The organism is Corallococcus sp. CA049B (assembly GCF_003611685.1).
Classification (GTDB): Bacteria; Myxococcota; Myxococcia; order Myxococcales; family Myxococcaceae; genus Corallococcus; species Corallococcus coralloides.
On record NZ_RAWC01000065.1, the window covers coordinates 1 to 25745 of the forward strand.

Annotated in this window: 19 protein-coding genes; all 19 read right to left on the reverse strand. The window is 69.9% G+C overall.

Annotation, left to right across the window (positions count from 1 at the left end):
* Positions 1-53 precede the first annotated feature (53 nt).
* Entirely contained in the window at positions 54-2759 is a 2706-nt protein-coding gene (gene polA / locus D7W82_RS16790; RefSeq protein ID WP_120619324.1) for a DNA polymerase I, read from the reverse strand.
* 59 nt (positions 2760-2818) lie between these two features.
* Positions 2819-5020 (reverse strand): FHA domain-containing protein, encoded by a 2202-nt coding sequence (locus tag D7W82_RS16795; RefSeq protein ID WP_120619325.1) that lies wholly within the window; start codon positions 5018-5020, stop codon positions 2819-2821.
* 7 nt (positions 5021-5027) lie between these two features.
* On the reverse strand, positions 5028-6779 hold the full coding sequence (locus D7W82_RS16800; protein ID WP_120619326.1) for an ATPase, T2SS/T4P/T4SS family: 1752 nt from the start codon (positions 6777-6779) through the stop codon (positions 5028-5030).
* Positions 6780-6928: 149 nt separating this feature from the next.
* Complete coding sequence (locus D7W82_RS16805; protein WP_120619327.1) at positions 6929-8377, reverse strand: type II and III secretion system protein family protein; 1449 nt, start codon at positions 8375-8377, stop codon at positions 6929-6931.
* 46 nt (positions 8378-8423) lie between these two features.
* Positions 8424-8960: a prepilin peptidase gene (locus D7W82_RS16810; RefSeq protein ID WP_120619328.1), complete on the reverse strand. Its 537-nt coding sequence runs from the start codon at positions 8958-8960 to the stop codon at positions 8424-8426.
* Between the two features lie 112 nt (positions 8961-9072).
* On the reverse strand, positions 9073-9930 hold the full coding sequence (locus D7W82_RS16815; protein WP_120619329.1) for an FHA domain-containing protein: 858 nt from the start codon (positions 9928-9930) through the stop codon (positions 9073-9075).
* Positions 9931-9993: 63 nt separating this feature from the next.
* Positions 9994-12147: a hypothetical protein gene (locus D7W82_RS16820; protein WP_147439359.1), complete on the reverse strand. Its 2154-nt coding sequence runs from the start codon at positions 12145-12147 to the stop codon at positions 9994-9996.
* 2 nt (positions 12148-12149) lie between these two features.
* Positions 12150-13679 carry a hypothetical protein gene (locus tag D7W82_RS16825; RefSeq protein ID WP_120619331.1) on the reverse strand — a complete coding sequence of 510 codons (1530 nt, stop codon included), beginning with the start codon at positions 13677-13679 and terminating at the stop codon, positions 12150-12152.
* Between the two features lie 166 nt (positions 13680-13845).
* Positions 13846-15954, reverse strand: a complete 2109-nt coding sequence (gene glyS, locus D7W82_RS16830; protein ID WP_120619332.1) for a glycine--tRNA ligase subunit beta — start codon at positions 15952-15954, stop codon at positions 13846-13848.
* Entirely contained in the window at positions 15944-16936 is a 993-nt protein-coding gene (gene glyQ / locus D7W82_RS16835; RefSeq protein WP_120619333.1) for a glycine--tRNA ligase subunit alpha, read from the reverse strand. Before glyQ ends, glyS begins: the two co-directional genes overlap by 11 nt.
* An 89-nt stretch (positions 16937-17025) precedes the next feature.
* Positions 17026-19302: a serine/threonine-protein kinase gene (locus D7W82_RS16840; RefSeq protein ID WP_120619334.1), complete on the reverse strand. Its 2277-nt coding sequence runs from the start codon at positions 19300-19302 to the stop codon at positions 17026-17028.
* Positions 19303-19393: 91 nt separating this feature from the next.
* Entirely contained in the window at positions 19394-20182 is a 789-nt protein-coding gene (locus D7W82_RS16845; RefSeq protein ID WP_199727769.1) for a DNA polymerase beta superfamily protein, read from the reverse strand.
* Complete coding sequence (locus D7W82_RS16850; protein ID WP_120619335.1) at positions 20179-21468, reverse strand: DNA polymerase beta superfamily protein; 1290 nt, start codon at positions 21466-21468, stop codon at positions 20179-20181. The genes D7W82_RS16845 and D7W82_RS16850 overlap by 4 nt, the downstream gene beginning before the upstream one ends.
* 78 nt (positions 21469-21546) lie before the next feature.
* Positions 21547-22560, reverse strand: a complete 1014-nt coding sequence (locus tag D7W82_RS16855; protein WP_120619336.1) for a carbohydrate kinase — start codon at positions 22558-22560, stop codon at positions 21547-21549.
* Positions 22561-22592: 32 nt separating this feature from the next.
* On the reverse strand, positions 22593-23327 hold the full coding sequence (gene recO, locus D7W82_RS16860) for a DNA repair protein RecO (protein WP_120619337.1): 735 nt from the start codon (positions 23325-23327) through the stop codon (positions 22593-22595).
* Positions 23328-23336: 9 nt separating this feature from the next.
* Positions 23337-23723 (reverse strand): RodZ family helix-turn-helix domain-containing protein, encoded by a 387-nt coding sequence (locus D7W82_RS16865; RefSeq protein WP_120568121.1) that lies wholly within the window; start codon positions 23721-23723, stop codon positions 23337-23339.
* A gap of 21 nt (positions 23724-23744) precedes the next feature.
* A complete protein-coding gene (gene tgl / locus D7W82_RS16870) occupies positions 23745-24503 on the reverse strand; it encodes a social motility TPR repeat lipoprotein Tgl (protein ID WP_120619338.1) in 759 nt (252 codons plus the stop codon).
* A 23-nt stretch (positions 24504-24526) separates the two neighbouring features.
* Positions 24527-24991 (reverse strand): social motility and stimulation tgl protein, encoded by a 465-nt coding sequence (locus D7W82_RS16875; RefSeq protein WP_120619339.1) that lies wholly within the window; start codon positions 24989-24991, stop codon positions 24527-24529.
* Positions 24992-25014: 23 nt separating this feature from the next.
* Positions 25015-25713 (reverse strand): hypothetical protein, encoded by a 699-nt coding sequence (locus D7W82_RS16880; RefSeq protein WP_120619340.1) that lies wholly within the window; start codon positions 25711-25713, stop codon positions 25015-25017.
* Positions 25714-25745: the final 32 nt, after the last annotated feature.

The following is a 25745-nucleotide window of genomic DNA, read 5'->3' on the forward strand; positions in this document are numbered from 1 at the left end:
GGGCAGCGGGAGGGCGCCTACGGGGGTGGGCGCTCTCCCGCATTTTTTCGTGCTCAGTGCGCGTCCGCCCAGCTCTTCCCCGCGCCCACGTCCACCTTGAGCGGCACCTTCAGCTCGGCGACGGAGGCCATGCTCTTCACGGCCAGGGCCTTCACGGCTTCCACCTCCGCGTCCGGCGCCTCGAAGAGCAGTTCGTCGTGCACCTGGAGGAGCACGCGCGTCTTCAGCTTCTGCTCGCGGAGCGCGGCGTCCACGGCCAGCATGGCCTTCTTCATCAGGTCCGCGGCGGTGCCCTGGATGGGCATGTTGATGGCGGCGCGCTCGGCGGCCTGGGCCACCGCCCGGTTCTTGGAGAGCAGGTCCCCCATCAGGCGGCGGCGGCCGTAGAGCGTCTCCACGTAGCCCACCTTGCGCGCCCGCTCCACGGTGTCCTCCAGGTACTGGCGGATGCCCGCGTACCGGATGAAGTACCGCTCGATGACGTCGCGCGCGTTCTCCTGGGAGATGCCCAGGCGCGTGGACAGGCCGTGCGCGGACAGGCCGTACGCGATGCCGAAGTTCACCATCTTCGCCACGCGGCGCTGCTCGCGGTCCACGTCCTTGGGGTCCACGCCAAAGACTTCCGCCGCCGTGCGGCTGTGGATGTCCTCGTCGTTGCGGAAGGCGTCGATGAGGACCGGGTCCTCCGCGATGTGCGCCAGCAGCCGCAGTTCAATCTGCGAGTAGTCCGCGCTCACCAGCTGGTGCCCCGCGTCCGCCACGAAGGCGCGGCGGATTTCGCGCCCCAGCTCCGTGCGGACGGGGATGTTCTGCAGGTTCGGGTCGGACGAGGACAGCCGGCCGGTGGCGGTGGCCGCTTGGTGGTACGTGGTGTGGATGCGCCCGTCCTTCGCGACCAGCGTGGGCAGCGTGTCCAGGTAGGTGCTCTTGAGCTTGGACAGGCCCCGGTACTCGATGAGCGCGCGCGCGAGCACGCTGCCGTGCTCCTCCGCCAGCTTCTCCAGCACCTCCTGGTCCGTGGACGGGCCCGTCTTGCCGCGCTTGAGGATGGGCAGCTTCTGCTCCTCGTAGAGCACCTGCGCCAGCTGCGGGTTGGAGCCCAGGTTGAAGACGTGGCCCGCGGCCTGGTGGCACTCGGCCTCCTTCGCCTTCACCTCCACGTCCACGCGCTCAGAGGTGCGGCCCAGCTCCGTCACGTCCAGCTTCACGCCCTCGCGCTCCATGCGCGCGAGCACGGGCAGCAGCGGCAGCTCCAGCGTGCGCGCCAGCTCCGCGAGCCCGCCCAGCTCCAGCTCCTTCCACAGCTCCGGCGCCATCCTGCGCGCCGCGTCCGCGCGCACCGCGTACGCCGCGGCCACCTCTTCCGGCCCGTGGTCCGCCAGCGGCCGCCCCTTCTTGCCGCCCACGGACGCGGGCAGCGCCGGCAGCTCCGAGCGCAGCCGCTCGCGCGCCAGGTCCGCGAGCGCGTGCTCCCGGCGCGACGGGTTGAGCAGGTAGCTGAGCAGCTCCACGTCGTCGTGCGCGCCCTCCAGCGTCAGCCCTTCGTTGGCCAGCACCAGCGTGAGCGCCTTGAGGTCGTGGCCGCCCTTCTTCACCGCCGCGTCGGAGATGACGTCCTTCATCGCCGCGGTGAAGGCCGCCACCGGCACCTGCGTGGCGCCCAGCTGCTGGTGCCTCAGCGGCACGTAGCGCGTGGTGCCGTCCGGCAGCGCCACGCCCAGGCCCACCAGCGGCGCCGCGAAGGGCATGCCCTCGTAGGCGGGCACCAGGGTGAGGGCCCCGGCCGCCTTCGCCGCGTCCGCCAGCGACTGCAGCTCCGCCTCGGTGGTGACCAGCGTGGTGGTGGTGGCGAGCGGCGCCACGTCCGGCCGGGCCGGGGCCTCCTCCGCGGGCAGGTCACGCAGGAGCGCGAAGAACTCCAGCTCCGTGAACAGGTCCCGCGCGCGCGTGGCGTCCGGCGCGCGGCGGATCAGGTCGTCCAGCTTCACGCCCAGGGGCAGCCCGGTGTTGAAGGTGACGAGCTGCTTGGCGCGCGTCAGGCTCTCACGGTGGGACTCCAGCGCCGCGCGGATCTTCGGCTTCTTCACTTCCTCCACGCGCGCGAGCAGCGTCTCCACGTCGCCGAACTGGTGGAGCAGCTCCACCGCCGTCTTGTCGCCCACGCCGGGCACCTTGGCGACGTTGTCCACCGCGTCGCCCACCAGGGCCAGGAAGTCGCGCACCTGCCCGGGCAGGATGCCCATCTTCTCCTGCACGTCCGCGATGCCCATGCGCTTGTTCTTCGCGGGGTCGAAGAGGGTGATGTCCTCGTCGACGATCTGCATGAAGTCCTTGTCGCTGGTGACGACCAGGACCTGGAAGCCCTCCGCCTTGGCCTGCATCGCCAGCGTGCCAATGACGTCGTCCGCCTCCCAGCCCTCCGCGTCCAGCGAGGGCAGGTTCAGCACGTCCCCCACCTTGCGGATGAGCGGGAACTGGGGCGTCAGGTCCTCCGGCGGCGCCTTGCGGTTCGCCTTGTACGTGGGGTCTATCTTCTGACGCTCCACGCGGCCGGACTTGTCGAACGCCAGCGCCACGTGCGTGGGCTTCAGCTCCTGCAGGGCCTTGAGCACCATGCGGGTGAAGCCCAGCACCGCGTTGGTCGGCACCCCCTTGCTCGTCGTGAGCGGGGGGATGGCGTGGTAGGCGCGGAAGATGAAGCCGGAGGCGTCGAAGAGCGCCAGGCGGCGCTCGGAGCGCGGGGGGCTGGTGTCGGCCATCCCCCGTCCCTAGCGCGCCTACCGCTGTCTGTCCACGAAGCCCCACACCGCGGCGCCGCTCAGCGGCACTTCAGCTCGGCCTTCTTCGCGGCCATCTGCTCGGCGATGCCGTCACCCGGCACGGCATAGTCCTCCACCGCCTGGAAGTCCGAGCAGCTGCCCGCGGCGTTCAACGCGTTCTGCGCCTGCGTGGAGCAGAAGGCCACCACGCGGTTCAGGCTCGTGTTGCCCTTGTAGAAATCGAAGCCCATCTTCCAGATGCGGCAGCCGCGGCGGCGGTCCTCCCGGTCGGCGAAGTGCTTGCCGCGCTGGTAGGCGGCGGTCGCCAGGTCCTGGAACATGTTCTTCCGGTAGAAGGACAGGTGCGACTCCGCCAGCTCCGCCATGATGCGCTTGTCCGTCGCCAGCGCGTCCTTGAACGGCGCCACCGCGCGCTCGGGGTCGTCGTTGGTGATCAAGCTCTGGCCCGTCTTGAAGAGCTGATCCACGTTGGACACGTCGCGGATGAGGTCGTCCGCCAGTTGGTGGAACTGCGCCTGGTCTTCCTTCGAGCGCAGCTTCTGCAGCGTCGCCATTGCCTCGCTGCCGCGGCCGGACCAGTAGTCCATCAGCGCCGCCTGGACGAGCTTCGGGGCGTAGCGCTTGGCGAACATGGCGCGCACCTCGCTGGCCTGATCCACGCCCAGCCCGTCCTCCTGGAGGATGTCCGACACGGGGCACGTCCACGGCGCGGCGTCGCGGTCCACGCGCAAGCGGGCCACCAGGAACTTCACGAACATGGCGTCCTTGGGGCGCCACTCGTTCTTGCGCAGGCTCCCCACCAGGCGGAGCGTCTGACCGATGGGCGGCTCCAGGTCCTCCTTGCTCTGCTTCTGGCACCACACTTCCATGTACTGCTGGCAGCGCTGGACCGCCGGAGCCCACTGCGAGTTGTTCAGGTAGCGGTTGCAGTCGAACTTCGCGCGCTCCACGAACTGCTCGGCCGTCTCCTTCGCCTTGGAGCGGGCGCGGCGGAAGTACTCGCTCTCCTTCGGAATCTTGCGCAGGTACTCCAGGGCGTCCTTCTCGCGGTTGAGCTCGATGGCCTTCTTCGCGGACTCGAAGTTGCCGAAGGCCTCCTTCTCCAGCTTGATGCGCCGCACGAGGGTGTTCGCCTCGGTGTTGATGGGGTCCCTGTCCAGGGCCTGCTCGCACGCCTTTTCGGCGCGCTCCCAGTCCGGAGCCCCCATCTCATTCGAGGCGTAGGAGCGGCACTCGCTGAGGAACTCCTGCACCTGCTGCGCGGGATCCATTGGCGCGGCGGGCCCCGTCTTCTGCGTCTTCTGCGGCGCCCCGACGGAGGACTTCACCACCGCCGCCACCGCCAGCAGCGCCACCACGCCGCCCGCGATCACCAGCAGCTTGCGCTTCTTGTCCGCCTCGGGTGCCGCCCTGCCCCCACGACGGGCCGGCGCCGCGCCCGTGCCCGGACGGCGCGAGGGCGTGTCGGAGGCCTCGTAGGTCATCTCCACCACGCCGAACTGGAGGACGTCCCCGGGCTGCAGGTCGACGAACTCCTCGCCCAGCAATTCGCCGTTGAGCAGGGTGCCGTTGGCGCTGCCCAGGTCGCGCGCGAGCACGCCGGAGCCCTCGCGCTTCACCTCCGCGTGCTTCCGGCTCACGGAGTCGTCATCCAGGATGACCGCCGCCGGGGGCGCCCGGCCCACCAGCAACGTGCCGTGGATGGGATGGGACTTGCCCGCCCACGGCCCCGTCATGCCCTTGAGCACCGGACCCGAAGCCGCGTCACCCGCACGCGAGGGCGTGGAGCGCGCGGGCCGCTTCGCCAGCGCGCCCTCGGGCTTCGCGGCCCCGTTCTGCGTGGCCTTGGCGCGGATACTGGGCATGGCGCGCGTGCCCTTCACGGGCGCGTCCGAGAGCGTCGCGGGATCGCCGGGCGGAGGCGTCGCCGCGCGGCGGCCGCTGGTGCTCCGGGCATTGCCCTTGAGCTTCAGCTCGTAGTCGCCCAGCAGCACCTGCGAGGCAGGCGTCAGCGCCGTGGGCCCCTCGATGCGCTCGCCGTCCACGAAGGTGCCGTTCTGGCTGCCTCCGTCCTCGACGTAGACGGTGCCACCCTCCACGTAGACGCGCGCGTGCTGCCGCGACACGCCGCCTTCCGTGAGGACCAGGTCATTGCCCTGCTGGCGGCCGATCTTCAGCTCGCCCGCGATCTCGTGCTCGTGCTCAGTGCCGTCAGGGTGACGGACGACCAGGGTAGGCATGGGCGCGTCAGTCCTCGCGGAAGATGCTCATGTTCACGGGGATGCCCTTGCGCTGGAGTTCGTCGTAGAACTTCGGGACGAAGCCCGACGCCACGTAGCGTCCGCGCACCTTGTGGTCTTCCGTGAAGCCGTCCTGCTTGTAATAGAAGATGTCCTGCAGGGTCACGATGTCGACCTCCATGCCGGACACCTCGGTGATGAAGCAGATCTTGCGAGAGCCGTCGGAGAAGCGCGTCTGCTGCACGATGAGGTGCACGGCGCTGGCGATCTGCTCGCGGATGGCCTTCACCGGCAGCTCCATGCCGGACATGAGCACCATCGTCTCCAGCCGGGCAATCGCGTCGCGCGGCGTGTTCGCGTGCAGCGTGGTGAGCGAACCGTCGTGGCCGGTGTTCATGGCCTGGAGCATGTCCAGCGTCTCACCGGAGCGGCACTCGCCCACCACGATGCGGTCCGGCCGCATGCGCAGGCAATTCTTCACCAGCTCGCGGATGGTGATGGCGCCCTTGCCTTCCAGGTTGGGCGGGCGGCTCTCCAGCTGCACCCAGTGGTCCTGCGGCAGCTGAAGCTCCGCCGCGTCCTCCACCGTGATGATGCGCTCACCCTCCGGGATGAACGAGCTGATGATGTTCAGCGTCGTCGTCTTCCCGGAGCCCGTGCCGCCGGAGATGACGATGTTGCGCCGGGCCGTCACGCACATCTCCAGGAACTCGGCCATCTGCGCGGTGACCGTCTTGTACTTGATCAGGTCCTGGATCTTCAGCGCGTCCTTCTTGAACTTGCGGATGGTGATGCAGGGGCCCTTGAGCGCCAGCGGCGGGATGATGGCGTTCACGCGGCTGCCGTCCTTGAGGCGCGCGTCCACCAGCGGGCTGGATTCGTCGATGCGGCGGCCAATGGGCGCCACGATGCGCTCGATGACGCCGAGCACCGCCTGGTTGGAGGAGAACGTCTTCTCCGACAGGGTCAGCTTGCCCTTGCGCTCGATGTAGATCTGGTTGGCGTGGTTCACCATGATCTCGCTGATCTCTTCCGACGCGAGGAACGCTTCCAGGGGCCCCAGGCCCAGCGCCTCGTTGATGACGTCGGTGAGCAGCTCCTCCCGGTCCACGTCCCCGGGAAGCTCCTGGTCCGCCTCCATCTGGTCGATGATGTCCCGGATGGCCTTCTCGGTGCGGCGCCAGAGCTCCTCGTCCCCGAGCCGGTCCATGTCCATGCGGCGCAGGTCCAGGTACTCGATGAGCCGGTCGTGGATCTCCTTCTGGAGCCGCGAGTAGCGCTCCAGCCGGGGGTCCACCTTGCGCTTGTTCTTCGCCATGGCCGCGGCCATGGACGCGGGCATGCGGCTGGGAGCGGCAGGGGCGGGCGCGGGCTCCTCCTCTTCGTAGGGCTCCTCTTCGTCGTAGGCCTCTTCCTCGTAGGCCTCCTCGCCCTGCTCCTCGTCGTAGGCCTCTTCCGCGGGCTCTTCCTCCAGCGGCTCCACGTTGAGGATGTAGTCGCCGATGGAGACCTGGTCGGTGGGCTTGAGCACCATGGGACCGGCGATCTTCTTGCCGTTCACGAAGGTGCCGTTCGTGGACTTCATGTCCACGATGATGAAGCGACCGTCCTTTTCGACGATGCGGGAGTGGGTCTTGGAGACGTTCCCCTTGGCGAGCACGATGTCGTTGCCGGCAATCCGGCCGATCGTGATCTCGTTCTTGGGGTACTCCCGCTGCTCCGAACCGCCACCCTTCTCCGTCAGCGTGATGAGAAACATGGGGTGGGATGCTACCAAGCCCTCCTACGACCTCAAAGACTCCTGCGACGCTCGCCCGCCTGCTGCCCGGAAACGGACGGGCCGGCACCCTCCCCCTCTGAAGCAGGGACGGGCCGGCCCGGATCCGACGTGAGGGCGCTGAAGGGCCGTCAGTCGAAGATGTTGAAGTTCACCTCGGAGCGGGCCTGCTTGTAGCGGGTCTTCACGTCCTCGATGATGCTGCGGACCTTGTCCGAGTCCGGGTTCACGATGCGCGGGGTGACGAAGATCACCAGCTCGCGCTTGGTGGAGTCGAACGCGCGGTTCTTGAACAGCTCGCCCACGATGGGGATGTGACCCAGGCCGGGCAGCTTCGCGACGGCCTTCTGCTCGTCGTGGCTGAACACGCCGGACAGCACGATGGTCTCACCGTGGCGCACGGTGACGTTCGTCTTGACCTTGCGGGTGCGGAAGCCGGGGATGGCGGACGAACCACCGAAGGACACGGACACGGAGGTGTCGATTTCGGAGGCCTCGGCCTCCACTTCCGTCTGGATGTTGCCGTTGCGGTCCGCGGTGGGGCGGATGTTCAGGATGACGCCGTAGGGCTTGTACTCCACCGTGAACTGCGTGTTGGTGATGAGGGGGATGGGCACCTCGCCGCCAGCGAGGAACTCCGCCTTCTCACCGCTGGCGCACACCAGCTTGGGCTGCGCCAGCAGGCGGCCGTAACCGTCGTTGGCCTGGAAGCCGATGCTCAGGTCGGAGCCGCCCGTCGCACCCAGCACCAGGTTGGAGATGGCGTCGCCGGAGGGGATGAGCGCCTTGTTCAGCGTCGCGGCGGCGGTCAGCGTGCCGGTGATGTCCGTGGGGTACTTGATGCCGTAGCGGTCGCGGCTGTTGCGGCGGATTTCGACGAACTGGACCTCGGAGAGGATCATCCGCTTGATGCCGACGACGAGCAGGTTCTCCACCTTCTCACCGATGGCCTTGGTGATGAGCTCCGCCTTCTGGAGGTCCTGCTGGCTCTCCACGGAGCCCTCCAGGAAGATGGTCGCGCCCACCACGTTGGCCTGCACGTTCTTCAGGCCCGCCTTCTGGAAGGCCGCGTTCAGGTTCTGGGCGACGAGCTTCTTGGCGTTGGGGGCGATCTTCACGAACGACTTCACGTTCGGGTACAGGCTCACCACCTGCTCGATGCGGTCCGCGTCCTGCGTGGTGTAGGCCTGACCGTCCAGGTAGATGCGGTCGCCCACCATGCGCACGGACACGCCTTCGATTTCACCCAGCAGGCGCTTGATTTCGGAGATGACCTCGTTGGGGTCCTGCTTGCGGACCGTCACCAGGTAGCTGATGCGCTGACCGGAGGACTTCCAGACGAGCAGCGTCGTCTTGCCCTCGGCGTTACCGGTGACGAGCAGCTGGCCGGTGCCGAGCGTCTTCACCTCGGCGATGGACGGATCTCCCAGCGCGACGCGGCTGAGGCCGGGAATGGTGAGCACCTTCTGGGTACCCACCCCCAGGCTGACGGAGCTGCCCTCCTGGGCCAGGGCGGGGGCACTGGCCACCAGGGAGACGAGGGCGCCGAGCGCCAGGGCTTGCGTGAAGCGAGTGAACATCGTGTGAGTCCCCTTCTTGCGTGCGCGCGCCCGGCCTGACGGCGCGCTATCCCAGATGTTGTTGCTGCCACCACATGGCCCAGAAAGTCCCGAGCGCGATGGAGACGCCGTAGGGGATGTGTCGCGCGGGAGCGGGCGAGGTTTCCTCGCGCATCCATTTCATCCGCACCGCCCAGCGACGGGCCACCGCCGCCAGCGTGTCCCAGACGGCCCCCTGCCACAGCAGCGTGACGATGGCTTGCAGCGCGCCCGTCAGCGAGATGAAGGCCGCCGCGGCGAGCACCGTGGGAAAGCCCAGCACGCAGCCCACGCCCGCCATCAGCTTGACGTCACCCCACCCCATGCGCCCGCGCAGCGCACCCGGCACCAGCAGCGCCGCGAGTCCCGCGCCCGCCAGAAGCCCGCTCACCACCCCCGACTCCAGCCCGCCCACCCCTTCGGACACACCGCGCACCCCGAGCCCCAGCACGATGAGCGGATAGGTCACGGCGTTCGGGATGAGCCGGCGCAGCACGTCGGTCACCACCGCAATCACCAGGGCCACTCCCAGAATCGTCCACAGCGCGAGCTGAACAGGTGTCATTCGGCACCTGCTCCCATGGGGAGCAGGCGACCCCCATCAAACAATGGAGGCCCTGAGGCCGTCAATTCCTGAACAAGGCCATCGCACCGTGGGGCCCCGCGTCATGCCGGCATCAGTGGATGACGAGGCGGATCTTCTCGCTGCAGATGAAGTACTCGTCCCCGTCCTCGACCTTGCGGCGCTTGATGCGCTGCTTGTTGAACCAGGTCCCGTTCGAGGAGCCGAGGTCCTCGATGTAGAAGTCGCCGCCGTCGCGGGCGATGACGGCGTGCTCGCGCGACACCTTGCCGGAGTTGATGACGAAGTCGCAGTGCTTGCCGCGGCCGATGACGTAGCGGTCCTTGACGATCTTCTCCTGCTCGCCGGACTCCAAGACGAGATAGAGCGAGGCGCCCTCCTCCTCGTCCGGCTCCTCCATCGGCTCTTCTTCTTCGGCCTCCTCGGGAGGCTCGTCCTGCATGTCGTCGAGCGGCGGCTCCTCCTGCTCCGGCAGGGGCTCCTCCTCGTCCTCGATCATGTCGTCCGCGGAGGGCGGGGGCGGCTCGTTCTTGCCCTTGATGAGCCGCTCCAGCTCCGCGGCCGTCTCCAGGACGCGCTCGGCGACCTCGCGGCGCACCGGATCATTGTCCAGCCCGTTGGAGGACGGGCGCTCCTCCGCGTTGCGCGCGGCGGGACGCGCGGCCGGCGCAGGGGCGAGGACTGGAGGACCGCCCTTGGCAGCGGCGGCCGGCGTTGGCGAGGCGGAGGGACGCGCCGCCGGAGCGGGCGCGGGTGACGGCACCGCCGCCACGGCGGGCTCGCCCTTCGTCTTCACGTCAATGAAGCCGTTGAGACGCGCGAACATGAACAGCGCCTGGTTGATCAGCGCGTCGCGATCCGACCCCATCTGCTGGGCCATCTCTTCGTACGTCTCCCACAGGTGCTCGGCGATGCCGACCTTGCGTGCGGGACGGGAGTTCTGATCGATCATCGGTCTTGGCTCGGGAAATGCTGGACGTGGGGAACGATAGCAGAGCCGGCTGAGCGCGCCCAGTTACTGGAACGCCCGGAGATACGTGAGGTTGTCCAGGTTGTCGGTGATGGACTCCAGGGCCACCTGGAGCACGCCGTCCGCTGAAGGATAGGCGACGTAGGCCAGGCTGGCGCCGTCCACGTCCGTGGCCACCACGGAAGCAGGCAGGGTGTAGACCCCCAGGTTGCTCGACTGACTGGTGTCCACGCCGAAGACGTAGCGGCGGAAGCGCGGCAGCAGCGTCACCACGTAGCGGTCACCCGCCGCCAGCCGGCTCCCCGCCCCGATGGTGGGCGTCAGCGTGAGCGTCAACGGCGCGGGCGCGAAGGTGGTGGGCGACTTGGGCGGCTCCAGGCCCAGGTCGAAGCCGTCCGGGTGGTAGTAGTAGTCCAGGACGCTGGAGACCGTGTACGCCTCGTTGACGTCCAACCGCTGCAGGTACGTGCCGCCGGTCTCCGCGCCGGAATAGAGCACGAAGGGCTTCACGTTCGGGCCCGCGCGCACGGAGAACAGCGGGTACGCCGCGCAGGGCTCCGCCGCGGCGGCGACCGCCGGGTTGGACAGGTCCGGGTAGAGCCGCGTGAGGCCATTGCCCTGGTCCTCCAGGCGCAGGATGGGGATGACCGCCGCGCAGGCGCCCGCGTTGTTCGCCAGGATGATGGAGTCACCGGGAATCACGCCGCGGGCCTCCACCAGGGGCGTCTCGATGAGGAGCGCGGGGTCTTCCTGGGTCAGGTCGCGAGAGAGTCCGACCAGTCCGGGCAGCACGCCCTGGAACACGAAGCGGTACGTCCCGTTGGGCACCGAGCCGTTGCAGAGGAACGCCGTGGCGTTGGTCGTATCCGTCACCTGGGGGCAGCCGGGCTGCTCCACGAGGATGCCCGGGAACTGATCCGCGCGCGCCACCTCGTTGTTGTCACGCAGCTCCGCGGACACCGACGAGTTCAGCGCCTTGCTTTCGGAGTCCCGGTCCAGGTTGAACGCGCGCCGCTCGTCCGCGCGGAACAGGGTGATCCGCCCGTCGGACGACGGCATGATGCCCAGGAGCGGAATGGGGGTGAGGTAGGGCACGTTGTCCGCCCGGAGCTCGCGGACCTCCAGGCCCGAGCGCAGCGTGAGGCCCGTGGGCAGACCCGCGGACGGCCGCAGGGTCAGCATGGGCGCGCCGGTGACGTCGCGGGCGAGCACCGGCGCCGCGGACGGCGCCAGCGGATCCGGACCATTGTCGAGCGCGATGACGCCCTCGCAGTCAGACGAGTTGCACGTCAGCTCATCCAGCACCACGAACACGTAGCGGCCCGCGGGCTCGGTCACCGTGTCCGACACCTTGTAGCTGGGGTGCGTGGTCACGAGCCGCGCCGGGATGTCCACCAGGTCCGCGTAGTTGGGCACCGCGTAGGGCTCCGGCCGCGGCCGCTTGTAGGGGATCTCCACGGAGGCCCCGTCCGCGACGACACGCACCAGCCGGCTGGTGCCGGACACGTTGCGGATGGCGACCACCAGCGAGTCCGCCACGTCGGCCCGCGCGGGCAGCGTGACCATGGACATCACCGTGTCCGCCGGCTTGAGGCAGAAGACGGGCAGCGCGGGAGGCAGCGCGGCGGCGTCGAAGCCCTCCGGGCCGGGCAGGTCCTGGCGCATCACCACCCCGCCGCCGAAGGGGCCGCAGAGCTGCTCGGCGGCCTCCGGGCGCGTCTGGAGCGCGTAGTACAGGACGCTCGGCGCGCCCTCCGCCACCGGGGCGTGCGCGGCGAAGGCGGTGATGAGCTGGCCGGTCGCCAGGCGCGTCACCTCGTTGAGGCGCGCGCGGTCCGCGGCCACCACGGAGATGCCGCGTCCGCCGGAGCTGCGCGCGTAGATGTACGGGCCGGACACGTCCTCGCCCTTGTCGTTGTAGCCCACATCGCGGGTGAGCGAGTCGGGCCGCGCGATGACGGGGATGGCCAACGGCTCCAGCGGGTTCGGCGCGGGGATGAACTCACGCGGCGCGCGCGTCAGGTCCAGCACGCGCAGCTCATCCCGGTCCTGCGAGGTGACGAAGACGAGCTGATTGGAGAGCACCACGTCGTACGTGCCGGACAGACCGGCGGCGCCCGCGGTGCTGGTGGTGTCGGAGCAGGCGAGCGCGAGGCTCGCGCCGCTCAGCAACAGGGCAGCAAGAAAGCCGCGCTTCAAGGTCAGTTCTCCTGGCACACGCTGGTGCCCTGGTTCGGATCGCGCTGCTGCTGGATGCCCAGCTTCGCCACCAGCCGCGCGTCCTGGGGACGCGTCAGGTCGGAGATGTCCACGATGGACACCTGGCTGTCGCCGAAGTTGGTCACGAACAGCCGCGCCGCGTTCGTCCCGGCGGGGTTGTCCACCGTCAGCCCGAAGGCCTGCGACGGGTTGCTGGTCTGGTTGAGTTCGTTGACGAGCGGCACCTGCGCCACGACCTGCCCGAGCGCCTCGTCGTAGAGGGACAACGCGCTGTCGCCGGTGCTCGTCACCGCGATGATGTGGGTGTCCGCGTTGGACGTGCCCGGCGTCCGCGAGATGATCTGCATGTCGCTCACGCCGTCGGGCATGGGCACCGCGGAGACCACGCGGAAGAAGGGCTGGGTGGCTGCGGTGCCCGGCACCGCGTCGTACTCGAAGTCGAGGGTGAGCAGCGTGTCCGGGCCGCGCGCCAGCATGTACAGCCGCTCGCGCACGAGGTTCGGACGCGCCGCCAGCTCCTCCGGCGTCACCGGACGGGGCACCACGCGCGCCGCGCGCGCCTCGCGGATGCGGTACTCCGACTGCAGCGAGGGCTCCAGGATGGTGCCGGGGTCGTTCTTGTCCACCAGCCGCAGCACGAAGTTGCCGCCCACCGTGCCGTTGATGCCGGCCACGAAGTTGCGGCCCGTCACGTAGAGGTAGCCCGCACCCACCGTCACCGAATCCGAGCCGCCGTAGAGGTAGCCCTCGGGAGACAGCGAGATGAAGCCCAGCGTGTCGCGCGTGGGGTTGTCCAGCTTCACCGTGGCCAGGTAGTTCTCGAAGTTGCTGCTGGACTTCGCGGGCGAGTCCGCCGCCTCCGAGTGCGTCACGTACAGGTTGCCGCTCGCCTCATCCACCGTCACGCCGATGGGCGACGGAGCGCGGGGCAGGCCCGCGCGGCCCTCGTCACTGAGGGACGACGGGATGTCGTCGGTGAGCGACAGCGCGCCATTGCGGCAGTCCACGCCGCCCTGCACGCAGGTGAGCACCGGAGCGCCATTGGCCTCCAAGCTCACGTCCACCGCGTTCAGGTTGTTGCCCTCCGCGCGCGAGGGCACGAACAGGCGCGGCAGCCCCGTGGCGGGGTTCACCCACATGCCCAGCTCACCCGCGAAGCTGCGGATCTGCACGAGCGATTCGTCCGCGGAGCTCAGGTCCTCGAAGGCGAGCGCGGGGGCCGGGAGCACGCTGCCCAGGTGGGGCACCATGACAGCCTGCCCGTCCACCTGCGTGCTCAGCGTGTCCAGGTTCAGCGCCACGACCGAGCCGGAGTCGTAGCAGTTGTCGAAGTTGGCGTTCGCAACGAAGAGATAGCCGTTGCTCACGGAGGGCCCGCCCGCCGCCGGAGGGCGCCAGAACGCCACCCCGCTGGGGTACACGAAGCGGGTGGACGGAGGCGGGTTCGGATCGGATTCAATCGAACACGCCCCGAGGAGCAGCAGCGCGGGGGTCAGGAAGTAGAGGCGCATCAGAGGGGGGCGGAGTGTAGGAACGCGGCCCCGCCCCGGGCAACTGAATAGGGTTGCCACTATTCCCGGCCGCCCGCCCGCCGACATCCGCCCCCATCCACGGGGCGTGCGCCGCTCCCCTGGAGGGGGAACGGGCACGCTCCGGCGGTGAAGCGGCGGCCGGGCATCAGGCCGCGGCGAGCTCGGCCTGGATCTTGGAAAAGTCCGCCACCTGGTTGAACAGGGCGCCAATCTCCGTGAGGAACCGGATGCGGTTCTCCCGCAGGTCCTTGTCCTCGGCCATCACCATCACCTTGTCGAAGAAGGTGTCCACGGCGGGCTTCAGGCCGGTGATCTCCTTGAGCGCGCCGGCGAAGTCATCCGCGCGCACATGCTCACCCACCTTGGTGCGCGCCTGGGTGAAGGCGGTGTGGAGGTTCTTCTCCGGCTCGTCGGTGAAGCGCTGCGGGTTGGTCTGCCCGCCGGCCACGTCCTTGCCCTGCTTCTCCACGATGTTGACCACGCGCTTGAACGCCGCCGCCAACGGCTGGAAGTCCGAGTGGCCCACGAGCACGCTCAGGGCCTCCAGGCGCTTCTTCGCCGCCACCAGGTCGTCGAAGCCCACGGCCAGCACCGCCTCTACGACGTCCGTGCGGTGCTGCTCGCCCCACAGCGCCTTGAGGCGGCCGCGGAAGAACTCCAGCACCTGCTCGCGCGGGGCCGCTTCACCCGGCTTGCGCTTCACGCTGGCCAGCTTGGGGGCCAGCAGGCGCAGCGCTTCATCCACCGCGGCGGACAGGCTGAAGCGGTAGCCGCGCCCCAGCACGATGCGGATGATGGACAGGCACGCGCGGCGCAGCGCGAACGGATCCGCCGCGCCGGACGGCGCCTTGCCGATGGCGAAGATGCCGCACAGCGAGTCCAGCCGGTCCGCCAGGCCGATGAGCGCGCCCGCGTCCTGGGACGGCAGCGCGTCCTCGGCGCCGCGGGGCAGGTAGTGCTCGAAGATGGCCAGCGCCACCGCGTCGGGCTCGCCGCCCGCTCTCGCGTACTCACGGCCCATCACGCCCTGGAGCTCCGGGAACTCGCCCACCATGCCGGTGACGAGGTCCGCCTTGGACAGCGTGGCGGCGCGCTCCACCGTGGCCGCCTCCCCTGCCCTGCCCGTCGCCTGGGCCAGCCAGCCCGCAAGCGCGCGGAAGCGCTCCACCTTCTCCAGGTACGTGCCCAACTGGCCCTGCCACACCACGCGGCCCAGCTTCTCCACGCGGTCGGCCAGCGGCGTGCGGCGGTCCTCGTCGAAGAAGAAGCGCCCGTCCGCGAGCCGCGCGCGCAGCACGCGCTCGTAGCCACGCAGCGACAACTGCGCGTCGCGCACCGGCGTGTTGGACACGGCGATGAAGCGCGGCAGGAGCTTCCCCTGCGCGTCCAGCAGCGAGAAGTAGCGCTGGTGGCTCTTCATCTCCTGCACCAGCACCTCCGGCGGCAGGTCCAGGTGGCGCGGGTCGAAGCTGCCCACCACGGGGTTTGGCAGCTCCACCAGGTTCGTCACCTGGTCCACCAGGCCCTCGTCCTCCATGAGCTGCCCGCCGGCTCCCTTCGCCGCGGCGTGCAGCGTCTCCACGAGCGACGCGCGGCGCTTGCCGAGGTCCGCCAGCACGTGCGCCTTCTCCAGCGCGGACTCGTAGTCCGCGGGCGCCTTCAGCGAGATGGGCCCCGGCGCGAGGAAGCGGTGGCCGTAGGTGGTGCGGCCCGCCTTCACGTCGCCCAGCACCACCGGCAGCTCCGTGTCGCCCAGGAGCGCCACCATCCACTGCACGGGGCGCGCGAAGGACGTGTCCACGTCCCCCCAGCGCATGGACTTCTTGAAGTTGATGCCGTGCACCGCGGCGTGCAGCGCATCCAGGAGGATGGCGTTCGCCGGGCGTCCCTTCTCTTCCACGCGCGCCGACACGTACTCGCCCTTGGCCGTCGTCGTGCGGCCGAGCGCGTCCACGGTCAGCTTGAGCCCCTCGGCGAACTTCTCCGCCGCCTTGGTGGGCTTGCCCTGCGCGTCGAAGGCGGCCTTGGCGCTGGGCCCCAGCACCTCCTTCGTGATGTCCTCGCCCGCGTCCGCCACGTCGCGGACCCAGATGGCCAGCCGGCGCGGCGTTCCGAACGTGCGCACCTCGCCGTGCTTCAGGCGGGCGTCGGCCATGCGCTCGGTGAGCACGCGCTTCAGGTCCTCCAGCGCGGGGACGATGAACGACGCCGGGATCTCCTCGGCACCGACCTCCAGCAGCAGATCACGCGCCACGGGCCACCTCCGACTTCTCCTTCTTCTCCACCGGCTTGTTGAGCTGCACCGTCTTCCAGTAGTCGCTGGCGGGCTTGCCCTCCAGCACCGGCGGCTGCTCACCCACGGTCCACGGCGTCTTCATCAGCGGGTAGCCCAGCCGCTCGCGCATCTGGAGATATCCCTCCGCGCACAGGCGCGCGTTGTCACGCACGCGCTTGATGAAATTGGCTCGCTCGGTGACGGAGATGGCGCCGCGCGCGTCCAGCAGGTTGAACGTGTGCGAGCACTTCAGCGCGTAGTCGTACGCGGGCATCGGCAGGTGGCGCTCGATGAGCCGCTTGCACTCCTTCTCGTACGCGTCGAACAGCGTGAAGAGCATCTGCGGGTCGGACTCGTGGAGGGCGTACTTGCTCATCTCCACCTCGTTCGCGTGGAAGACCTCGCGGTACTTCACGCCCTTGACCCACTCGATGTCGAAGACGCTCTCCACGTTCTGGAGGTACCTGGCCAGGCGCTCCAGCCCGTACGTCAGCTCCGCGGCCACGGGGCGGCAGTCGAAGCCGCCGCACTGCTGGAAGTAGGTGAACTGCGTCACCTCCTCGCCATCGCACCACACCTCCCAGCCCAGGCCCCAGGCTCCCAGCGTGGGCGACTCCCAGTCGTCCTCGACGAAGCGGATGTCGTGCTCCAGCGGGTCCAGGCCAACCTTCCGCAGCGACTCCAGGTACAGCTCCTGGACGTTCTTGGGCGCGGGCTTGAGGATGACCTGGAACTGGTGGTGCTGGAACAGGCGGTTCGGGTTCTCACCGAAGCGGCCGTCGGCGGGGCGCCGCGAGGGCTGCACGTAGGCGACGTTCCACGGCTCGGGACCGAGCACGCGCAGGAACGTGTACGGGGCCATCGTGCCCGCGCCGACTTCCGTGTCGTACGACTGGGTGACGATGCATCCCTGGTCGGCCCAGTGCTTCTGGAGCGTGAGGATGAGGTCCTGGAAATACATGATGGCGAGTCCTTCTCGCAGTGCGTCGAAGGCGAAGGCGGAACGCGGCGGACCCTAGTGAGGGGGTCCAGGAGCGTCAAGGACGGCGGTCAGTTCGAGTAGGCCGGGAGGTCGGCCAGTCGAATCTGCAGCTTCGTCACTTCGCCGGGACGGATGGGAGCGGACAACAGCTTGCTCGTACCGCCGGGGTCTTGCGGGTCCACCACGCGCAACCGGTACGTCCCGATGGGCAGGGGGAACTTGATCAACGGGGACGTGCCCAGCTGCGTGGCGCCGTCGAACACCGCCGCGTTCTTCGGCACGGTGTAGAGCGTCAGCCACCCCAGGCCCGCCTTCGCCGCGCCCTTCGAGGTGGTCGTGTCGAGCACCTCCGGGTTCTCCACCTGGGTGACGGTGGTGACGGGCTCCGGAGGCCGCTCCGAGGGCTCGGGCTTCGCGGGGCGCGGTTCCACCTTGGCCACCGCGGGCGGCGCGTCCGTCGTGGCGGCCGGCTTCGTCTTGCGTGCCCCCTTGCCGGCGGGGGCCTTCTTCGTGTCGGCGGCGGTCGCTGCCACCACCGGCTCGGGCGTGGGCGGAGCCTCCACCGGCGCCTGCTCGGGCTCGGGCTCGGGGGTCGTCTTCTGGACGAAGCCCGGCGGAGGACCGGAGGGCTTCGGCGGCCACTGCCCGTTCGCGGCGGGGTCCACGGGCGGAGCCGGATCCAGCTCCGCCTTCACCCACTGCTTCGCGGAGTCGAACGCCGGCATGAACACGCGGCGCACGGGTTCGAGCGTCGCCATGTAGGCCACGCCGCCCAGGATGAGGAGCAGGAACAACCGCATGCCCCAGCCGGAGCCCTCGCGAGCGGGCGGGGCAACGGAGGGCGCTTCAACGGACTCCGCTTCCTCCACCTGGCGTGAGGGCCGCGAGGTGCCGCGCACCGGACGGGCCTTGAAGCGCTGGGTCTGGAGCTCGCTGGGCGGATCCATCAGCCCGTCGGACTCGGCCGCGTCGCGAGCCTCGGAGGGCTCGGGCCGCGCGCTGGGACGGGCCCTCGAGGGCCGCACGGCGTCAGCAGGAGGACGGATGACCCGCGGAATGGGCGTCCCGTCAGGCCCCGAGGGCCGCTGTGCGCGCGGCGTCACGGCGGGCGTGCTGAGGCGAGAGGCGCGGGCCTCCACGGCTTCATTGGCGGGACGCGGGGTGGCGCGGGGCGCGGGCGCCGTGGGCTCGGCCGCGGTGCGACGGACAGGCGTGGGCTTGAAGGACGCCGCGACGTCCGCGGGCGGGGCCTCCGCGTGCGGCGACTTCACCTGCGCGGTGGCGGCGGAGGCGGCCTGCTCACTGCCCTCCTCCACCTGGAGCGCACCGGCGGCTTCGCTGACGCGGGCGTCCTCGGCGCGGCTGGCCAGTTCCAGGAGCGTGCGCGTCTTCTGGCGCTTCTCCTCGAAGAGTTCGCCCATGACGGCGGTCATCTGGTCTTCGTCGAACAGCTCGGAGCCCAGCGTGGCCTCGATGGCGCGCGCCATCTCCCGGCAGGTGCCGAAGCGCTGGGTGGCATCGCGCGACAGCGCCTTGAGCACCACGGCTTCCAGCGCCTCCGGCACGGCCGCGTTGAGCGAGCGCGGCGCGGGGATGTCCCCGTCCACGATCTGCATCATCACGGCGGCTTCGCCGGGGGCGTTGAACAGGCGCTGTCCCGCCAGCAGCTCGTGGAGCATCACGCCCGTGGAGAACTGGTCGCTGCGGCCATCCAGGTCCTTGTTGCGCACCTGCTCCGGGGACATGTACCCGCTGGTCCCCTTCACGGTGCCCACCTGCGTGCGGCCCAGCTTGCCGCGCGCCTTGGCGATGCCGAAGTCGATCACCTTCACGACGCCGTCGTAGGTGAGCATCACGTTCTTCGGGGACACGTCGCGGTGCACCACCGCCACCGGGCGGCCCGACGGATCCATGAAGTGGTGGGCGTAGTGCAGGCCCAGGCACGTGTCGCGAATCACGCGCGCGCTGAAGCCCAGCGGCAGCGCGTACTTGCGCCGCTCCGCCATCTTCACCACCTGCTCCAGGTTCTGGCCGGGCAGGAACTCCATGGCGAGGTACAGCTCGCCGTCCTCCTCACCCAGGTCGAACACCTGTCCGATGTTCGCGTGCGAGAAGGCCGCGGTGATGCGCGCCTCGTCGAGGAACATCTTGACGAACTGGTCGTCCTTCTTGATGTCGGGGAGGATCTGCTTCACCGCCACGAACTTGCGGAAGCCACCGGGGCCGGAGGTGTACGCGAGGAACAGCTCCGCCATCCCGCCCATCGAGAGTCGGGTGAGGATCTCGTACTTTCCAATGCGCCGCCCCCGGTCGGGATCGTCTCCGGCGACTCCCTGCGTGCTCATGCGGGGGCGGATGTTACCCGCCGAACCCTCCCAGGTCGATGACCGTCTTTCCAGACGGTCCCCCCGGGCTTCGGAGCCCGGTGAAAGCGGATTAGGCGCCGAACCGCCACCGCCGCACGTCGAGCATCCAGGCCTCGAGCGCGGCCACGGCCGCCGGTTGTGGCTCCAGAGGCAACAAGGAGGCCGCGTCCGCCGCGTCGAGCACCGCGAAGGCGCGCGTCACCTCCCGCTGCCACGCTTCGCTGAGCGCGTCGGTCAGCTCGATGCGCTCACCGCTCCGCTTGCGCTCCACCAGCGTGCGGGCTTCGCCAAAGCCATACGGTTCCAGCAGGACGGTGACGTCCGTCTCCACTTCGCCCGTGCGCAGCGCATGCGTCCCGGTGAGCGCGGTGCGCAGCACGTACAGCAACTTCTTCACGGAGCGGAATCCGCTCTTCTCCCACTCGCGCAACTGCCCCTGCGCGAAGCCGCGGTAGTGCCGGTGGATGCGCCGCGACAGCACGGCCCGCACCAGCGGCCGCAGCGCCTCCAGCTCCGGCAGGGCCCGCACGGTGATGGCCCCCAGCACCCGCTCGAGGTAGTTGCCGTTGCCCTGGAGGATGCCCAGCAGCACGGGCTGCAGCTCGTTGGACGAGTAGTCCACCTCCACGCCCTCCAGCACCTCCAGCCGCTCCGCCGGCACGTGCCGGGGCTGGAGGCCGAGGAGCGCGGCGGTGGGCGCGATGTGGATGGCCTTGAGGTCCAGGTCGCTGTCATGCGACGGGAAGCCGTACGCATGCGCGCCGGACAGCGAGATGACCAGGTGCTCGCGCTGGAGGGACTCCGCGTCCAGCACGCGGTCCGCCATGCGCTCCTGATGCTCCGTCACCCTGCCCTTCATTCCGTCCCTCCTTCCAGCGCCGGAGCCTCCGGCGCGTCACGGCCCAGCGGTCCGGGCGCCTTCAAGACCCAGCGCCGCGCCACCTCGTCCCCCACGCGCCGCAGCAGCCGGTCCGCGCGGGCGTAGTCCGGATGCTCCGGCAGCCGGCTCTCGCGGTGCGCGGCCTCCAACGCCGGAGCCATCGCCTCGGCGTCGCGCAGCACGTCCTCCAGTGGCACCTGTCCACCCTTGATGTCGAGCAGCCGCGCCTTCAACGCCCCCGTCGCCTCGAAGGAGGGCACACCGTCGCGCAGCCAGCCGGTCGCCAGCGCCACCAGCCGCAGCAGGTTGTAGGCGTTCTTCGGCCGCAGCTCCCGGGCGGACGGAGGACGCTGACCGCCGCCGCGCGCGTACGCAGTGAGCGCCGCGAAGTCGTTCGACGCGAGCAGCCCCTGGTCCCAGAGCGAGCGGTAGAGCTGCTTGACGTACGTCTTCGCCGCGAGCACCGCGTCCTCGGGCGTGGGCGCGGCACGAGGCGACACGGCGGACAGGCGGCGGGCCACTTCGTCCAGGTCCGGAGTGGGCTCCTCGCACAGCCACGCGAGGAGCAGGTCGCGGTGCTCGGCCAGCCGCTGGCTGCGGGTGAGCTTGTCGAGCTGGCTCATGGCGTAGCGCCCGAAGCTGCCGAAGATGGCCTTGGAGACGAACGCCTCGCGAGCCTCCAGCACCCACGTGCCCAGCTCGTCCACCGCCGTCGCGCCGGGGACGAAGAGGGTCTCCAGCGTGTTCGGATCCGCGCGCAGCGCCTGCTCCACCGTCTTGCGGACCTCCCAGTACGTGGTGCTGCCATCCGCGCTCACCAGGTCCTGCGGCGGCTGCCCCAGGCCGAGCTTCCACGGAAGCGGCAGCGCGAACACACCGCGCACGTCCACGTCGGAGCGCTCATCCGCGAGCCCCCACGCATGACTGCCCACGCGCGTCTCCAGCACCACGCACGGCCGCAGCGCGCCCCAGGCCGCCTCGCGCCGCTGGGCGAACTGCACCTGTCCCGCGCGCCGGGGTACCAGCTCGTCGCGCGCGAACCACACCTCCCCCACGCCGACGATCTGCACGTCGAAGCCGCCGTCATGCGCGCGCACCACGCGGCCCACCACGCCCTGGGGGATGCGGCGTCCCCCGGACGCCACACGCTCCACGCGGGTCGTGACCTCGGTGCCATGCGGCAGGGGCACCGACAGCCGGTCGATCTGCTCCAGCCCCCGGACACGCGCCGGAGCGGAGGATGCATTCTCGCGGGTGTCGCTCATCGGTCCCTCCTGGATGGGATGGTGGGCCACGCAGGACGCAGCGAAGCACACGAGCCTGACCCGGCGCGGTGCTTCCCGTCAGCGCGCGCTGCGTCGCATGGTGGGCCGAGCAGGCAGCAGCCCCTCCACTTCGGATGCCAGGGGGAGCGCCGACACCGCCCCCAGCCTTGTCACCACCCGGGCCCCCACGCCCGCCGCGAAGGTCATCAGCGCGACCAGCTCCTCGCGGGTCGCCTCCTCCAGCGAGCGCGCGTCGCCGTACCAGCGCACCAGGCCGCTCAACATGGCGGACACGAAGCCGTCACCCGCGCCTGTCGTGTCCACCACCGTCACCTGGGGCGCGGGAACGGAGAGGACCTCGCCCCGCCAGAGGAACACCGCGCCGCGAGGGCCCAGCGTCACCACGGGCAGCCGCACGCCCTGCGCGGCCAGGACGTGCAGGGCCGCCTCGGGCGAGTGCTCGCCGGTCGCGAAGTGGATCTCCTCCTCGGACAGCTTCACCACGGTGCACAGCGGGAGCATGCGCCCCAGGAGGGCTCGCAGCTCCTCGGGCTGGGTCCACATGTGCAGCCGCAGGTTCGGATCACAGCTCACCAGCATCCCGGCCTCACGCGCCAGGGTGAGCATGCGCACCATGGCCTCGCGCGCCTCCGGCAGGAGCAGGGAGTTGGAGCCGCAGTGCAGCGCCTTCGCGCTGAGCACGAAGCCAGCGTCCACGTCGGAGTCGTCCAGCAGGAACTCCGCGGACCGGGTCCGGAAGTACGTGAAGCTGCGCTCGCCATGCGCGTCCAGCGAGACGAACAACAGGCCCGTGCGCGCGTGGTCCACCTGGCGCAGGCGGCTTACGTCCACGCCGTCCGCCGCCAGCCGGTCGCGAAGAAAGTGGCCGAACTCGTCGGAGCCCACCACGCCCACCATCGCCGAGCGCAGGCCCAACCGCGAGAGCCCCACGGAGACGTTGGCCGGCGAGCCCCCCGGCGATGGCTTCCAGGCCTCCACGTCCCGCACGCGGGTGGCGCCGCCGGCCACGGGAAGGAAGTCCACCAGCGTTTCGCCGACACACACCACGTCCAGCGGCCCGGCTTCGTGCATGACAGCTCCCCCTGGGGACCGCGTGCTGCCCGTCAGTCCAGGCCCACCTGCGCCATGAAGTCCACGCTCTTGAGCTTGCGGCCCACGTGGTGCGCGATGAAGACGTTGAGCAGGCCCCGAGCCCGCGCACGGAGGTCCGCGGGCAGCGGCGTGCGCTGGCCTTCCTGAAGCGAGCGCAGCCCGGTCAGCAGCGCCACCGGCACCGGCACCGAGTCACGCGCGCGTCCGCCACACGGCTCGCACACCGCGCCACCGTGGCCCTGGTCGAACCGGGGCCGCTCGCCGGGCAGACCGCCGCACAGCGAGCAGGAGTCGAAGCGCGGCATCAAGCCCGCCTGCGCCAGCGCCGCCAGCTCGAACGCGAGCAGCGACGTGGGCCCGGCCTCCTTCGCGTCCAGCCGGTGCAGGTAGCCCTCCACCAGCTCGAACAGCTCCGGGTGCGGTTCATGTTCGCGCGTGAGCTCGCGGCACAGCTCCACCGCGTACAGCGCCCGGGCGATGAGCGACAGGTCCTCGCGCGCGGCGTAGAAGCCCGTGACGATGTCCGCTGAATCAATGCGCACCGTGCTGCCGCGCGTCTCCACGAGCTGCACGCGCAGCCGCATGAACGGCTCCAGCGCCCCCGCGAACCGGCGCTTGCTCTTGCGCGCGCCCGCGGCGAACGCGGTCAGCTTGCCGTGCTCACGCGTGAGCAGCGTCACCAGCCGGTCGGACTCACCATAGTCGACCGTGGACAGCACGAACGCGTCGTCGGCGTACCGCTCCATGATCCCTCTTCAACGCGCCGCGGGGGGCGGAAGCTTCCCGGACAGCACCAGGAACAGCCCCGCGCCCAGGAGCAGGACCGCCAGCAGCACGGCCAGGATGACGTACGCCCGCTTGCGCCGCGCCTTCTCGAGCTGCGCCGGCGAAGGCGCGGGCACCGCCCGGTCCACCTCCTCGTAGCGCAGCGCCGCTTCCTCCGGCGACAGGCCAATGACCTGCGCGTACGCGCGGATGTAGTTCAGCACGAACACGCGCTCGGGCAGCCGCTCCACCTGCCCCGCCTCCAGCGCCGCGACGAGGCTGGGGGGAATCTTCGTCTCCCGGGAGACGTCCTCGCGCGACAGGCCGCGAAGCTCGCGCTGCTGGCTGAGGTATTTGCCGAAGTCGACGTGATCCACGGTCTTTCGGGGCCCCCGCGGCTAGAGGTGGTCCAGCAGTGAGCGGCAGTCGTCCTTGAGCACCTGCTCGTTGGGCTGGGCCTTGGCCTCGCAGCCCGCGAACGCCTTCTTCGCCTCCTCCACCCGCCCGAGCTTCGCCTGGCACACGCCTTCGCGGCGATACGCATCCGCCACGTCCGGGCACTTCTCACGGTAGTTCCCGAACTGCCGGCACGCCTCCTCCGTCTTGCCCGTCTCGTCGTAGATGATGCCCAGGTTCTTGTAGCCCAGGCAGAAGTCCGGGTTGGTGGTGACGGCGGACTTGATGTTCTGCAGCGCGTTCGCCGTGTCGCCCTTCTTGTAGAGCGCCCAGCCCAGGTTCCCCTGCGCGGAGTAGCCGTGGCGGTACTGCATGTCGTTGAGCGACTCTTCGTACAGCTTGATGGCCTCGTCGTAGCGGCCCTGATCCAGGCGCAGGTTGCCCAGGTTGGTGCGCGCGTCGGAGAAGGACGGCCGCAGCTGCAGCGCCTTCTCGTAGTGGGACGACGCCTCGTCGAGCCGCCGGAAGGACAGGTGCAGCAGCACGCCCACCGCGTTGTGGGCCTCCGGGTTGCCCGGGTTCTGCTCCAGCGCCTTCTGGTACTCCTGGAGCGCGTCCTGCACGTGGCCGTGCTGCTGTGCCTGGATGCCCAGGTCGTAGTGGATCTCCGAGCTCTGGCGCTCCTTCTCCGTGGGGACGTGCGCACAGCCCGCCGACGCGAGCGCGAACGCGAGGAAGCAGGAGGAAGTGATGCGGGACATGGGTGCCAATCCAGGGTGGAGGGTCAGAACGCGGCCAGGAAGCGGCCCAGGGTGGTGGCGACGTTGCGCTTCTCTTCGGCGCGGGCCTTCACGGCGGGCACGAGCGTGGGCTCCCGGAAGAACACGGGCAGCGTCTTCAGCCACTCGTCCTGCTGCGCGGGGGCCGCGGCGCGCCAGTTCGCGTTGTCCATCATGAAGCCCAGCGACTCCACGAACGCGAGCGCGTCGTCCTCGTCCTCGCGCAGCTCCTCCGCGGACTGGATGCGCCGGCCGGACACGTACACCGCGCAGTCCCCCGCCTCCACGAGGTACAGGTACACGAAGACGCCCGCGCCCTGCCCGCCGCGCAGCCCCACCACGAAGGCCTGCGCGGGCCCGGCCTGCTTGCCGGGAATGGCCACGTGCGGCGTGTTGAGGGCCAGGTGCAGCGCGAGCACCTGGTCGCGGTTGGCGGGAAGGCCCCGGTAGCGCTCGTCGATGGTGAACACCGTCGTCTCCCTTCCCGCGCACCCTAACGGGTGGTGAGCGTGAACTCCTCGGTCGCGTCCTGCATGTCCGCAGCCGTCTTCTGGAAGCGGATGAGGGGCGTGTCAATCATCACGTTGCCGCCGCCCTCGTTCCCCTCGCCGATGATCACCTTGAAGACGTTCCCGGGCGACGTGCTGCGGCGGCTGCCCGTGCTCTGCTTGCGGGCAATCAGCGTCACCGCGTTCGCGCCGGGACGCAACTGGCTGGTGATGTCCACCACCACCTGGTCCTCGTTGTTGCGCAGACGGCGCAGCCAGCGCGAGTTCACGTACACGTCGATGTCGAAGTCCGTCATGCCCGGCGTCGTCTGCTCCGTCACCAGCCAGTAGCGCTGGGAGATGCGTCCCGGCACGGCCGGGGAAGCCGCGGGAGCGGCCGGCGCGGGGGCCTGCGCGACGACACCCGCGTCCACCGGCGCGGCTGCCGGAGGCGCGGCTGCCGGAGGCGTGGCGGTGGAGGGTGTCGCGGGCGTGGGCGTCACGTTCGTCACGCGGGCGGCGTACCCCGGCGCGTCGATGTGGACGTTCCCCTCCGCGTCGATGCGGACGGTGGCCTTCTCGAAGCGCGTGTTCGTCACTCCGTCGATCTTCACGCCGTTCAGGAAGACCGAGCCGGCCAGGGCCAGCATGGGGACGAGCGAGGCCGCGACGGTGATGGCAATGCGGGCGGACGGACGGGGCATGGGGGCATTCCTCCTCAGGAATCCTCAACAGT